The sequence below is a fragment of the Pseudomonas sp. BN505 genome, assembly GCF_029873175.1.
GTDB classification, from domain to species: Bacteria; Pseudomonadota; Gammaproteobacteria; order Pseudomonadales; family Pseudomonadaceae; genus Aquipseudomonas; species Aquipseudomonas putida.
This window is the reverse complement of the sequence record NZ_SSOI01000045.1, coordinates 284,150-297,617: the sequence shown is the minus strand read 5'-3', so window position 1 is coordinate 297,617 and position 13,468 is coordinate 284,150. Positions and strand designations below refer to the sequence as shown.

Sequence of the window (13,468 nt, the reverse complement as noted above, 5' to 3'; positions counted from 1 at the left end):
CATACTAGCCATGTCCTGTCATCATGGCTTAGTGCGATGAAACGCCTCCCGCCCCTGCCCGCCCTACACACCTTTCTGGTCACCGCCCAGCACTGCAACTTCACCCGTGCAGGGCAACAGCTGCACATCACCCAAGGCGCCGTCAGCCGCCAGATCGCTGCCCTCGAAGAACACCTGGGTTATGCCCTGTTCCAGCGCCAGGCCCGCGGGCTTAGCCTGACCCGTGAAGGCCAGGACTGGCTGCCTCGGGTGCAGCAGGTGTTCGCGCTGATCGAGCAAGGCGTGCGTGAAGTGGGTGGGCGCAGCACGACCTTGCAGCTCAAGGCCCCGACGTGCGTGATGCGCTGGCTGCTGCCGCGCCTGATGGAATGGCAGGCACTGCGCCCTGATGTACCCGTGGAATTGACCACCACGGTGCAGCATGGGGTGGATTTTCGTCGCGAGGGCTTCGATGCGGCGGTGGTCTACGGCGATGCGCCGAACCACGGGCTGCAGGTGCGCAAGCTGTTCGATGAACAACTTACGCCAGTGTGCGCCCCCTCGCTGCGTGAGGGGCCGATACCGTTGCAGCAAGTGGAAGACCTGGCGCGACACATGCTGCTGCACCCCTCGCGGGATGAACATGACTGGCAGTTGTGGCTACAGGCCGCTGGGGTGACGTTGGCCACTCATGGGCCGAAGCAGCATTTCGAGACATTGGACATGGCGATGGCCATGGCCTCGCAGGGGACAGGCGTGGCCATCGGCGACTGGTCGCTGATTGGCGATGACTTGCGCGGGGGACGGCTGTGCATGCCGTTTGCGCAGAAGGTGGTGACCGGGAAAGGGTATTACCTGGTGAGCCAGGCCAGAAACTTGCCGCCGGGGTTGGTGGAGTTACTGGACTGGCTGGAGAGCCAGGCTAGCCAATAAGGGCCTCTTCGCGGGCGCGCCCGCTCCCACAGGTACAGCGCTGTACCTGTGGGAGCGGGCATGCCCGCGAAGCAGGCTACTCAATACCCGACTGTAAACCGCTGCCGCGAATGCGCTGGCTTTTCCAGCTCGTCGAGCATGGCAATCGCATAGTCGGCAAAGGTGATCCAGCTTCTGCCATCCGCACCGATCAGCAGATGATCCTTGCCTACTTTGTAGCGCCCGCTGCGCTCACCTTCAACAAACTCCGCCGACGGCGAGAGGAAGGTCCAGTCAAGGTTTGGCTCGCCCTCCAATGTCTCCAGAAAACGCACCCCGGCAGTGGCTTCGGCCTTGTAGGCTTCCGGGAAATCCGGGCTGTCGATCACCCGGTCCCCCGACGGCAGCAACAAGCTGCCGGCCCCGCCCACCACCAACAGGCGCTTGACCCCGGCCCGCTTGACCGGTTCGATGATCGCCTGCGGCTCGATGGTCGAGAAATGCGCCGCGCTCAACACGGCGTCCACACCCGTTACCGCCGCTTGCAGGGCCGCACTGTCCCTGGCATCCAGCGCCTTGACGGTCACCCCTTCACGCCCCTGCAGTGGCGAAGGGTCGCGGGCGATGGCCAGCACACTGTGGCCACGGCGCAGGGCTTCTTCCAGCAACTGGCTGCCAGCGCGGCCAGTGGCACCGATGATTGCGATCTTGCTCATGGGAACACTCTCCATCAATTGAAAGGAATTACCACTTCATCTCGCCCTTGGCGACCTTGGCCCCGAGCTCCAGCGAGCTTTCATCGGCCAGGGCCGGGTAACGCTGCTTCATGGCCTCGATCAGCGCGTTGGCGTCTTTCGCCTTGGCGGTTTCAGCATCGAACACACGAATGTAGTCTGCAGTGAAACGAACAGCTTTCAGTGAACGGCTGCTGTCTCCCAGGTAGTGCCCAGGGATGACCGTGCGTGGCCCCAGCGCTTCGATGTGCGCCAAGGTGCCAAGCCAGTCGGCGTGGGACTTGGCCGATTGAGTATCGGCCATCCACACATGAATGTTCTCGGCCACCACAACGCCACCCACTACCGCCTTGATTGACGGGATCCACACGAAGCTGCGGTCTGGCTGCGGGCCGTCCAGGCCAACCACGTCGAGGGCTTGCCCTTCCAGTGTCAGGCGCTGGCCTTCGAGCACCTGCGGCACCACCAGTCGCGCCGGTTTGTCTGCCCCCATCTGCGGCCCCCAGTACGCCAGCTTGGCATCCATGGTCTGGCGAATATGGGCTACCGTGGCGGCAGAGGCCAGCACCTTCGCGTCGGGGAAGGCCTGGGTCAGGGTGTCCAGGCCAAAGTAATAGTCCGGGTCGCCGTGACTGATGTAGATGGTGGTCAGGTGTTTGCCGCCAGCCTGCAGGCGCTGCACCAGCTGCTGGGCCTGGGCCTTGCCGAACTGGGCATCGACCAGCACGGCATCGTGCTCGCCACTGACAATCACCGAGCTGACCGGGAAAATGGCCGCGTGCCCGGGGTTGTAGACGTCCAGTTGCAACGGTTCGGCAGCCAGCGCCGGGCCGGCCAGGGTCACGCAGGCCAGTAGCAGGCCACGCAGGGGGGTGAACAGGGACATGGGCAAGGCCTTCAGCTGAACGATGTCCAACAGCTTAGTTGCCCGATCCGTGGCAAAAAATGCGATGCTCGAACATAGTTTGTTTCTAAAACCGGGCAAATCATGGACCGTCTCAACGCCATGCGCGTTTTCGTCACCGTCGTCGACCTGGGCAGCCAGTCAGCAGCGGCAGACCACCTGCAGCTGTCTCGCCCCGTAGTGTCGCGTTACCTGGCAGAGCTGGAGGACTGGGTTGGCGCGCGGCTCATGCAGCGCACCACTCGCAAACTCAGCCTCACAGCAGCCGGCCAGGAAACCCTGCCCCGCTGCCGGCAACTGCTGAAACTGGCCGGCGACCTGCAGGCCGCAGTGCAGCAGCCGGATGACGCGCCAAAAGGTGCGCTGCGCATCAGCGTCAGCACCTCGTTCGGCCAGGCGCAGCTGGTGGACGCGGTGGCTGCCTATGTGCGGCGCTATCCTGGGGTGAAGGTGGAACTGCAAATGCTCGATCGCACCGTCAACCTGGTGGATGAACGCATCGACCTGGCCATCCGCACCAGCAACGAGCTGGACCCCAACCTGATCGCCCGGCGCCTGAGCGTGTGCCGCTCGGTGGTGTGCGCGTCCCCGGCCTACCTGAGCGAGCACGGCGTGCCGCAACGGGTCGAGGACCTGAGCCGGCACAACTGCCTGACCCATGCCTATTTCGGGCATAGCCTTTGGCATTTCAAGGTAGCCGGCCAACCAGTAGCCGTGCCGGTCGCGGGAAACATCAGCGCCAACGAAGCGATGACATTGCAGAAGGCGGCACTGGCCGGCGCTGGCATCGCCATGCTGCCGAGCTACCAGACCGCCGACGCCCTGCGCAGGGGCGAACTGGTGCGCCTGCTGCCCGAAGCGCAGCCGCGTACCCTTAACCTGAATGCGGTTTATACGTCGCGCAAGCACATGCCGGCGACCTTGCGCAGCATGCTGGATTTCCTGGTGCAGCGGTTCAAGGACGAGCCGGAGTGGGATCAGGATCTGTAACGCGGAATTTGGCCTAAGCTGGAAGGTATCACCTATTGCTGTAACAGGAGGTGAGTAGCATGGGCATCAAATCCAGAAGAGTCGCCCTTGTCATGGCCATGACGGCCGTCGCAGGGCTTTATGGTTCTGCTTGCTGGCGCGCCGAGCTGCTACGCAGCCAGCCCAGCGCCGCAGCCAGCTGCGAGCAGGCACATTGCGTGCCTCACACTGCAACCTTGAGCGCCGTCCGTTGAGTTGACGGCGCCCTGCCGGTCACTCTTCGACGCTCATGTATTCCTTGGCCCAGCGGATGTAATCCTCGGGCTGGGTGTAGGTGTGCGAGAGTTCGGTGGCGCTCAGGTTTTCCGACTTGTTCTGCTTGCCACGCTGCAAGCGCAGGCAATCATAAGTGGCCTTGATCGCAGCGAAGTAGGCGCCATGGCCGTCGACTGCGATACGCACACCCAGGCGCGCCAGGCGTTCATCGTCATGCAGGTTGGGGTTGCCATAGGTGACCAGTATCAGCGGCACCGTCAGGTGCTCGGCAATCTGCTCGAGCTGCTCGAAGTCCTTCACGCCCACCATGCAGATGCCATCGGCACCGGCCTTCTGGTAGCTCTGGGTGCGCACGATGATTTCTTCGGTGGTGAGCACGCCAGCGTTGGTGCGGGCGATGATCGACAACGACGAATCGACCCGAGCCTCCAGCGCCGCACGAATCTTGCCAACGCCTTCCTCGACCGGGATCAGGTCGGTGGACTTGCGCCCAAACTGGGCAGGCAGCAGGGTGTCCTCGATGGTCAGCCCGGCCACGCCGGCGCGCTCCAGTTCGATCACCGTGCGCATCACGTTCAGCGCGTTGCCGTAGCCGTGGTCGGCATCAGCCAGCACGGGCAATTGCGCTACGCGGCCAATACGGGTGGCCTGCTCGACGAATTCGCTGAGGGTAATCAGGGCGAAGTCCGGCGCGGCCAGTACCTGCAACGAAGCGACCGAACCACCCAGGATGCCGACCTCGAAGCCCAGGTCTGCGGCAATGCGTGCCGACATCGGGTCGAACACCGATGCCGTGTGGTAACAGGAACCTGAAGCGAGCAGTTCGCGGAAGGCAAAACGCAGATCTTGATGGGAAGCCTTGGGCATGATCACTCCGCAAATAAGTTGAAATTTGAACGGTAACTACCGACCCCTGTAATCGGGTCTACCTGACCTGTTCCAACCGTCGCCATCTGGGCGGTCATGCTCGACATGCAGGCAGAGGAATAAAAGGTGTGGGAGACAGCGGGCTGAAAAACCTGCGGCATATTGTTGCACCAAGCTGGTGCAAGCCCCGGATTTCAGCCTCTGTGGCATACCAACGATATCACGCAGCCATGCTGCACTGGATGAATGCGCCAATGCCGATTCGGCATAGGGGATGCAGATAGTACATAGGAAGCTACCTAACTCAGGTTACAATCCGACTTGCCCGCGAAGAGGCCGCAACAGACAAACAAGGTATTCCCGTGACCGCCGCCCTGCCCCCCACGACACTGCGCAACGTGCTGACCGCCCTGATGCTGGCGATCTTCCTCGGCGCACTGGACCAGACCATCGTCGCCGTTTCGCTGCCCGCGATCTCGGCTCAGTTTAACGATGTCGGCCTGCTGGCGTGGGTCATCTCCGGCTACATGGTGGCCATGACCGTGGCCGTGCCGATTTACGGCAAGCTGGGTGACCTCTACGGGCGTCGGCGGATGATCCTGACCGGCATCAGCCTGTTCACCCTGGCCTCGATCGCCTGCGCCCTGGCCCAGGACATGCAGCAACTGGTGATGGCCCGGGTACTGCAGGGCATTGGCGCGGGCGGCATGGTCTCGGTCAGCCAGGCAATCATCGGCGACTTCGTGCCCCCGCGTGAACGCGGCCGCTACCAGGGCTATTTCAGCAGCATGTATGCAGTGGCGAGTGTCGCCGGGCCGGTGCTGGGGGGATGGTTGACCGAGTACCTGTCATGGCGCTGGGTGTTCTGGATCAATCTGCCGCTGGGGCTGGTTGCCTTGTGGGCGATCCACCGAGCCCTGTGCGGCATGCCGGCGCAGCGCCGCGAGGCACAGGTGGACTACCTCGGCGCCGTGCTGCTGATCCTCGGCCTGGGCAGCCTGTTACTGGGCATCACCCTGGTCGGCCAGGGCCACGCCTGGGTTGACCCGGCAGTAGTGGCCCTGTTCGCCTGCGCCGGGCTGGGCCTGGCGCTGTTCGTCGTTCATGAGCGCCGCTGCCCGGAGCCGCTGCTGCCCTTGGGCCTGTTCGGCAACCGGGTGGCGGTGCTGTGCTGGGGCGTGATCTTTTTCGCCAGCTTCCAGTCGATTTCGCTGACCATGCTCATGCCGTTGCGCTACCAAGGCATCACCGGCGCCGGTGCCGACAGCGCCGCCCTGCACCTGCTGCCACTGGCGATGGGGCTGCCCCTGGGCGCCTTCACCGGGGGGCGCATGACCAGCCGGACCGGGCGCTACAAGCCGCAGATCCTCGCCGGAGCACTGCTGATGCCCGTGGCCATTTTTGCCATGGCGTTGACCCCGCCACAGTCTGGGTGGCTCAGCGCAGTGTTCATGCTGCTGACCGGCATTGCCTGCGGGTTGCAGTTCCCGACATCGCTGGTGGGCACGCAAAGCGCGGTGGACAGCAAGGACATCGGGGTGGCCACCAGCACCACCAACCTGTTCCGTTCGCTGGGCGGGGCCATGGGCGTGGCCTGCATGTCCAGCCTGCTGCTGGCGCTGCTGCACCAGGGCGGGTTTGAAATGCTGGGTAATCCATTGCTGGGGAGCCTGAAGGCCGGGGAGGTGGACCTGGTGACGCAGGGCCGGTTGACGGAGACGTTCCGGCATTTGCTGATGGGCAGTGCGCTGGTTGCGGTGCTGGGGGTGTTTGCGGCATTTGCGCTGCCCGACCGGCAATTACGCGGCCGCTGAAGGATGCGCTGTTCCTGTGCTTCGTTCAGGGCACCCCGGAAGTATTAATCCTCTCTTAATACAAACGGGAAACACTCCCTCACAATCCTTAACAAAGTGTCATTTGCGCAGGGCCGGGCTCAAGCGCAGCATATCCAGCCCGGTGTCGACCCATTTTTCGACATCGCCCGCCAGATCGACACTGTCAGGCAGCAACAGCCAGCGCCCGATCAGGCCATCGACATAGGCAAACATCGCCACCGCTGCGCGCTCGACATCCAGCGCGTCAGGCAACTGGCCCCGGCGAACGGCATTGGCCAACGCCAGGGCAATGCCCTTGTGGCAATCCAGTACCGCGCCCTGGCGCTGCTGGCGGATTTCACACATGTCATCGGTGAACTCGCACTTGTGATGCAGAATTTCATTGATACGCCGGGTTCGGGCATCGAGCACCAACTCGTTGAACACTTGCAGCAGCAGCTTGCGCATGCAGCCAAGCGGGTCGACTTCGTCCTCGCTTTCACTCGCCCGCGCCAAGTGGTCATGAGTTTCGTGCAGGCTGTCGAGCAGCGCCTGCACCAACTCTGCCTTGTTGTTGAAGTGCCAGTAGATCGCCCCGCGCGTCACACCCGCCAGCTCGGCGATGTCGGCCAGGGTGGTTCGCGCAACCCCGCGCTTGTAGAAGGCCTTTTCCGCCGCCTCGATGATCTGGGCGCGGGTTTCCTGGGCTTCTTCTTTGGTTCGACGGACCATGGCAGTACAACCTCATCTGGCCCGAACGCGCGGCGCGTGCGGGGGACGCTCCGGGGGCACCTCTGCAGGGAGCCTCGCGGATGAGCTAATCAAGAGCTGTGGCAGTACCTGAGTACAACCCAGCGGTATTTACAAACAACCATGAATGTAAGTATATTCCTTAGCAAGCTATTTATCCACCGGATAGCAATTTTTCCAGATCAAGATCTCTTCCATTACTCTTGAGCGTCTCCCTGCTCCAGCGACCCGAGGATCCTCATGCAATTCAAGCCAGCCGTTACCGCTCTGGTTTCCGCCGTCGCCCTGGCAACCCTGCTCAGTGGCTGTAAGAAAGAAGAAGCAGCGCCAGCGGCGCAGGCTCCTCAGGTCGGCGTGGTTACCCTTCAGCCGCAAGCCTTCACCCTGACCTCGGAATTGCCGGGGCGTACCACTGCCTACCGGGTCGCCGAAGTGCGCCCGCAGGTCAACGGCATCATCCTCAAGCGCCTGTTCAAGGAAGGCAGTGAGGTGAAGGAAGGCCAGCAGCTGTACCAGATCGACCCTGCCGTGTACGAAGCCAACCTGGGCAACGCCCAGGCCAACCTGCAGGCTACCCGCTCGCTGGCCGAGCGCTACAAGCAGCTGATTGACGAACAGGCCGTCTCCAAACAGGAATACGACGACGCCAATGCCAAACGATTGCAGGCCGAGGCCTCGCTGAAAAGCGCACAGATCGACCTGCGCTACACCAAGGTCCTGGCGCCGATCAGCGGCCGTATCGGCCGTTCTTCGTTCACCGAAGGTGCACTGGTGAGCAACGGTCAGGCTGACGCCATGGCCACTATCCAGCAGCTCGACCCGATTTACGTCGACGTTACCCAGTCCACCGCCGAGCTGCTCAAGCTGCGCCGTGACCTGGAAAGCGGCCAGCTGAAAAAGGCCGGCGACAACGCCGCCTCGGTTCAGTTGGTGCTGGAAGACGGCAGCCTGCTCAAGCAGGAAGGCCGCCTGGAATTCTCCGAAGTTGCGGTTGACGAGACCACCGGCTCGGTCACCCTGCGCGCCCTGTTCCCCAACCCCGATCACACCCTGCTGCCAGGCATGTTCGTGCATGCGCGGCTGAAGGCCGGGGTCAACGCCAACGCCATCCTGGCACCGCAACAGGGCGTGACCCGCGACCTCAAAGGCGCACCAACCGCCCTGGTGGTCAACCAGGAGAACAAGGTCGAACTACGCCAGCTGAAGGCCAGCCGTACCCTGGGCAGCGACTGGCTGATCGAGGAAGGCCTCAACCCAGGCGACCGCCTGATCACCGAAGGGCTGCAGTACGTGCGCCCGGGCGTCGAGGTCAAGGTCAGCGAAGCCACCAACGTCAAGAAGCCGGGCAGCCCTGATCAGGCCAACGCGGCGAAAGCAGACGCCAAAGCGGAGTAAACCATGTCGAAGTTCTTTATCGATCGCCCGATCTTCGCCTGGGTGATCGCCTTGGTGATCATGCTGGTCGGCGCCTTGTCGATCCTGAAGCTGCCTATCAACCAGTACCCCAGCATCGCGCCGCCGGCCATCGCCATCGCCGTGACCTACCCGGGCGCTTCGGCGCAAACCGTGCAGGACACCGTGGTGCAGGTGATCGAGCAGCAGCTCAACGGTATCGACAACCTGCGTTATGTGTCGTCGGAAAGCAACTCCGACGGCAGCATGACCATTACTGCCACCTTCGAACAAGGCACCAACCCCGATACCGCCCAGGTCCAGGTACAGAACAAGCTGAACCTGGCCACCCCATTGCTGCCGCAGGAAGTGCAGCAGCAAGGTATCCGCGTCACCAAGGCAGTGAAAAACTTCCTGCTGGTGATCGGCCTGGTGTCCGAAGACGGCAGCATGACCAAGGACGACCTGGCCAACTACATCGTCTCCAACATGCAGGACCCGATCTCGCGGACTGCGGGTGTGGGTGACTTCCAGGTGTTTGGTGCGCAGTACGCCATGCGTATCTGGCTCGATCCGGCCAAGCTGAACAAGTTCCAGCTGACCCCGGTCGACGTCAAGACCGCCGTGGCCGCGCAGAACGTGCAGGTTTCGTCCGGCCAGCTCGGCGGCCTGCCAGCCCTGCCTGGTACCCAGCTGAACGCAACCATCATCGGCAAGACCCGCCTGCAAACCGCCGAGCAGTTCGAGAAGATCCTGCTCAAGGTCAACAAGGATGGCTCCCAGGTACGACTGGGTGACGTCGCGCAAGTGGGCCTGGGCGGTGAAAACTACGCGGTCAGCGCCCAGTTCAACGGCAAGCCGGCTTCCGGCCTGGCCGTAAAACTGGCTACCGGCGCCAACGCGCTGGACACCGCCAAGGCACTGCGCGAGACCATCAAAAGCCTCGAACCGTTCTTCCCGCCTGGCGTGAAAGCGGTATTCCCGTACGACACCACCCCGGTGGTCACCGAGTCGATCAGCGGTGTGATCCACACCTTGATCGAGGCCGTGGTCCTGGTGTTCCTGGTGATGTACCTGTTCCTGCAGAACTTCCGCGCCACCATCATCACCACCATGACCGTACCGGTGGTGTTGCTGGGTACGTTCGGCATCCTTGCCGCCGCAGGCTTCAGTATCAACACCCTGACCATGTTCGCCATGGTCCTGGCCATCGGCTTGCTGGTGGACGACGCCATCGTCGTGGTGGAGAACGTCGAACGGGTCATGTCCGAGGAAGGGTTACCGCCCAAGGAGGCGACCAAACGTTCGATGGAACAGATCCAGGGCGCCCTGGTGGGTATTGCCCTGGTACTGTCGGCGGTACTGCTGCCCATGGCGTTCTTCGGTGGTTCCACAGGTGTGATCTACCGGCAGTTCTCCATCACCATCGTGTCGGCCATGGGCCTCTCGGTGCTGGTAGCGCTTATCTTCACCCCGGCACTGTGCGCCACCATGCTCAAGCCGCTGAAGAAAGGTGAGCACCACACTGCCAAAGGCGGGTTCTTTGGCTGGTTCAACCGCAACTTCGACCGCAGCGTAAACGGCTACGAGCGCAGCGTGGGCACTATCCTGCGCAACAAGGTACCGTTCCTGCTCGGCTACGCGCTGATCGTGGTCGGCATGATCTGGCTGTTCGCCCGCATCCCTACTGCCTTCCTCCCGGAAGAAGACCAGGGCGTACTGTTTGCCCAGGTACAGACCCCGGCCGGCTCCAGTGCCGAACGTACGCAGGTTGTGGTTGACCAGATGCGTGAGTACCTGTTGAAGGAAGAGGCCGACACCGTGGCATCGGTGTTCACTGTCAACGGCTTCAACTTCGCCGGCCGCGGCCAGAGCTCGGGCATGGCGTTCATCATGCTCAAGCCGTGGGGCGAACGCTCCAAGGAGAACAGTGTGTTCGCCCTGGCCGAGCGTGCCCAGCAGCACTTCTTCACCTTCCGCGACGCGATGGTGTTCGCCTTCGCGCCGCCTGCGGTACTCGAACTGGGTAACGCTACCGGCTTCGACGTGTTCCTGCAGGACCGCGGCGGCGTCGGCCATGCCAAGCTCATGGAAGCGCGCAACCAGTTCCTGGCAAAGGCCGCACAAAGCAAGGTGCTCAGCGCCGTGCGCCCGAACGGCCTGAACGATGAGCCGCAGTACCAGCTGACTATCGATGACGAACGGGCAAGCGCCCTGGGCGTGACCATTGCCGACATCAACAACACCCTGTCGATTGCACTGGGTGCCAGCTATGTCAACGACTTCATCGACCGTGGCCGAGTCAAGAAGGTGTACATCCAGGGCGAACCAAACGCGCGGATGAGCCCGGAAGACCTGCAGAAGTGGTACGTGCGCAACGGTGCAGGCGAAATGGTCCCGTTCTCGTCGTTCGCCAAAGGCGAGTGGACGTACGGTTCGCCCAAGCTGTCCCGTTACAACGGCGTCGAGGCAATGGAAATCCTGGGTGCTCCGGCCCCGGGCTACAGCACCGGTGATGCCATGGCCGAGGTGGAACGCATCGCGGGCGAGTTGCCGGACGGTATCGGCTTCTCCTGGACCGGCATGTCTTACGAGGAAAAACTCTCCGGCTCGCAAATGCCGGCACTGTTCGCCCTCTCTGTGCTGTTCGTGTTCCTGTGCCTGGCTGCACTGTATGAAAGCTGGTCGATCCCGATCGCCGTCGTGCTGGTAGTACCGCTGGGTATCATCGGTGCACTGATCGCCACCAGCCTGCGCGGGCTGTCCAACGACACGTACTTCCTGGTCGGCCTGTTGACCACCATCGGCCTGGCGGCGAAAAACGCCATTCTGATCGTCGAGTTCGCCAAGGAACTGCACGAGCAGGGCCGCAGCCTGTACGACGCAGCAATCGAGGCGTGCCGCATGCGTCTGCGCCCGATCATCATGACCTCGCTGGCGTTCATCCTCGGCGTGGTACCGTTGACCATCGCCAGCGGCGCCGGCGCCGGCAGCCAGCACGCCATCGGTACAGGTGTGATCGGCGGCATGATCAGTGCGACCGTGCTGGCTATCTTCTGGGTACCACTGTTCTTCGTCGCAGTGTCGTCGCTGTTCGGCAGCAAAGAGCCGGAAAAAGACGCCACCCCTGAAACTCCACGTTATGAGGCTGGGCAATGACCAAGTCTTTGTTGTCCCTGGCGGTAACCGCTTTCATTCTTGGCGGCTGCTCGCTGATCCCTGACTACCAGACCCCGGAAGCGCCGGTGGCAGCGCAGTGGCCGCAAGGCCCTGCGTACTCGCCGACGCAATCGGCAGACGTTGCTGCCGCCGAACAGGGCTGGCGCCAGTTCTTCCACGACCCGGCACTGCAACAGCTGATCCAGACTTCGCTGGTCAACAACCGCGACCTGCGCGTCGCGGCGCTGAACCTCGACGCTTACCGCGCGCAGTACCGCATCCAGCGTGCCGACCTGTTCCCGGCGGTTTCGGCCACCGGCAGCGGCAGCCGCCAGCGCGTACCGGCGAACATGTCGCAAACCGGCGAATCTGGCATCACCAGCCAGTACTCGGCCACCTTGGGTGTCAGCGCTTATGAGCTCGACCTGTTCGGCCGTGTGCGCAGCCTGACCGAGCAGGCGCTGGAAACCTACCTGTCCAGCGAGCAGGCGCGTCGCTCCACGCAAATCGCCCTGGTGGCCAGCGTGGCCAACGCCTACTACACCTGGCAGGCCGACCAGGCCCTGTTCAAGCTGACCGAAGAAACGCTGAAGACCTACGAGCAAAGCTACAACCTCACCCGTCGCAGCAATGAAGTCGGCGTGGCGTCTGCCCTTGACGTCAGCCAGGCGCGCACCGCCGTGGAAGGCGCCCGGGTCAAGTACTCGCAGTACCAGCGCCTGGTCGCCCAGGACGTCAACAGCCTGACCGTGCTGCTGGGCACCGGCGTTCCTGCCAACCTGGCGAAGCCGCTGGAGCTCAACGCCGACCAGCTGGCCGAAGTGCCGGCCGGCCTGCCGTCGGACATCCTCCAGCGTCGCCCGGACATCCAGGAAGCCGAGCACCTGCTCAAGGCCGCCAACGCCAACATTGGCGCGGCCCGCGCAGCGTTCTTCCCGAGCATCAGCCTGACCGCCAACGCTGGCAGCCTGAGCCCCGACATGGGTCACCTCTTTGCGGGTGGCCAAGGCACCTGGCTGTTCCAGCCGCAGATCAACCTGCCGATCTTCAACGCCGGCAGCCTGAAGGCCAGCCTGGACTACTCGAAGATCCAGAAGGACATCAACGTCGCCAAGTACGAAAAAACCATCCAGACCGCCTTCCAGGAAGTCTCCGATGGCCTGGCGGCGCGCAAAACCTTCGAAGAGCAGCTGCAGGCCCAGCGCGACCTGGTGCAGGCGAACCAGGATTACTACCGCCTGGCTGAGCGCCGCTACCGCATCGGGATCGACAGCAACCTGACCTTCCTCGACGCCCAGCGCAACCTGTTCAGCGCCCAGCAGTCGCTGATTACCGACCGCCTTTCGCAGCTGACCAGCGAGGTCAACCTGTACAAGGCGCTCGGCGGGGGCTGGTATGAGCAGACCGGGCAGGCCAACCAGCAGGCATCGGTGCAAGCACCGAAAGGCTGATTGAGTTTGTAGCAGCATCGAGCCCACCTCTACGGTGGGCTTTTTGTTTTTGCCGGGCGCTGTTGTTGCTCCGAACGCTCGACCTGCGGAAGCAGCGTTGTGCTGCGAAGAGCCTGTCAAAGCAAAACAATTAACCAACTGGAACATTCCGTTCGATTATCGCCCCGTTCCGTTTGCGGCGAATTGCCTCACCCCCGCACTACCCCGCAACATCCGCTTACGCAACGTTGCCCAAGTTCATCAAAAAAAAAGACCCGCACC

The 13,468-nt window shown here is 62.8% G+C and carries 10 protein-coding genes; 6 read left to right on the top strand and 4 right to left on the bottom strand.

Annotated features, from left to right (window positions below; all coding sequences use genetic code 11):
- Positions 1–36 precede the first annotated feature (36 nt).
- A complete protein-coding gene (locus tag E8E78_RS14565; protein ID WP_049278216.1) occupies positions 37–912 on the top strand; it encodes a LysR substrate-binding domain-containing protein in 876 nt (291 codons plus the stop codon).
- 80 nt (positions 913–992) lie between these two features.
- On the opposite strand, the gene E8E78_RS14560 is transcribed toward E8E78_RS14565, so the two are convergent.
- Together E8E78_RS14560 and E8E78_RS14555 are read right to left on the bottom strand one after the other, a co-directional pair.
- Positions 993–1,607 (bottom strand): NAD(P)-dependent oxidoreductase, encoded by a 615-nt coding sequence (locus tag E8E78_RS14560; RefSeq protein ID WP_049278218.1) that lies wholly within the window; start codon positions 1,605–1,607, stop codon positions 993–995.
- A gap of 28 nt (positions 1,608–1,635) precedes the next feature.
- Positions 1,636–2,511 (bottom strand): MBL fold metallo-hydrolase, encoded by an 876-nt coding sequence (locus E8E78_RS14555; RefSeq protein WP_049278234.1) that lies wholly within the window; start codon positions 2,509–2,511, stop codon positions 1,636–1,638.
- 102 nt (positions 2,512–2,613) lie between these two features.
- Here E8E78_RS14555 and E8E78_RS14550 point away from each other — a divergent pair, with 102 nt between their 5' ends.
- Positions 2,614–3,519 (top strand): LysR family transcriptional regulator, encoded by a 906-nt coding sequence (locus E8E78_RS14550; RefSeq protein WP_049278219.1) that lies wholly within the window; start codon positions 2,614–2,616, stop codon positions 3,517–3,519.
- A gap of 252 nt (positions 3,520–3,771) precedes the next feature.
- Here E8E78_RS14550 and E8E78_RS14545 read toward each other — a convergent pair whose 3' ends face one another.
- Complete coding sequence (locus E8E78_RS14545) at positions 3,772–4,641, bottom strand: oxaloacetate decarboxylase (protein ID WP_280313026.1); 870 nt, start codon at positions 4,639–4,641, stop codon at positions 3,772–3,774.
- Positions 4,642–5,003: 362 nt separating this feature from the next.
- Here E8E78_RS14545 and E8E78_RS14540 point away from each other — a divergent pair, with 362 nt between their 5' ends.
- Entirely contained in the window at positions 5,004–6,455 is a 1,452-nt protein-coding gene (locus E8E78_RS14540; RefSeq protein ID WP_049278221.1) for an MDR family MFS transporter, read from the top strand.
- Positions 6,456–6,554: 99 nt separating this feature from the next.
- On the opposite strand, the gene ttgR is transcribed toward E8E78_RS14540, so the two are convergent.
- Positions 6,555–7,187, bottom strand: a complete 633-nt coding sequence (gene ttgR, locus E8E78_RS14535) for an efflux transport transcriptional regulator TtgR (protein ID WP_016498131.1) — start codon at positions 7,185–7,187, stop codon at positions 6,555–6,557.
- Positions 7,188–7,445: 258 nt separating this feature from the next.
- Between ttgR and ttgA the strand changes: the two genes are divergently transcribed.
- From ttgA to E8E78_RS14520, 3 genes are read left to right on the top strand one after another with little or no spacing between them, the layout of a single operon-like run.
- Complete coding sequence (ttgA, locus tag E8E78_RS14530) at positions 7,446–8,600, top strand: toluene efflux RND transporter periplasmic adaptor subunit TtgA (RefSeq protein ID WP_049278223.1); 1,155 nt, start codon at positions 7,446–7,448, stop codon at positions 8,598–8,600.
- 3 nt (positions 8,601–8,603) lie between these two features.
- The gene (gene ttgB / locus E8E78_RS14525) at positions 8,604–11,756 is read left to right on the top strand and encodes a multidrug efflux RND transporter permease subunit TtgB (RefSeq protein WP_016498129.1); all 3,153 of its coding nucleotides are present in this window, start codon (positions 8,604–8,606) and stop codon (positions 11,754–11,756) included.
- The gene (locus E8E78_RS14520; protein WP_016498128.1) at positions 11,753–13,207 is read left to right on the top strand and encodes an AdeC/AdeK/OprM family multidrug efflux complex outer membrane factor; all 1,455 of its coding nucleotides are present in this window, start codon (positions 11,753–11,755) and stop codon (positions 13,205–13,207) included. The genes ttgB and E8E78_RS14520 overlap by 4 nt, the downstream gene beginning before the upstream one ends.
- The last annotated feature ends 261 nt before the right edge of the window (positions 13,208–13,468 follow it).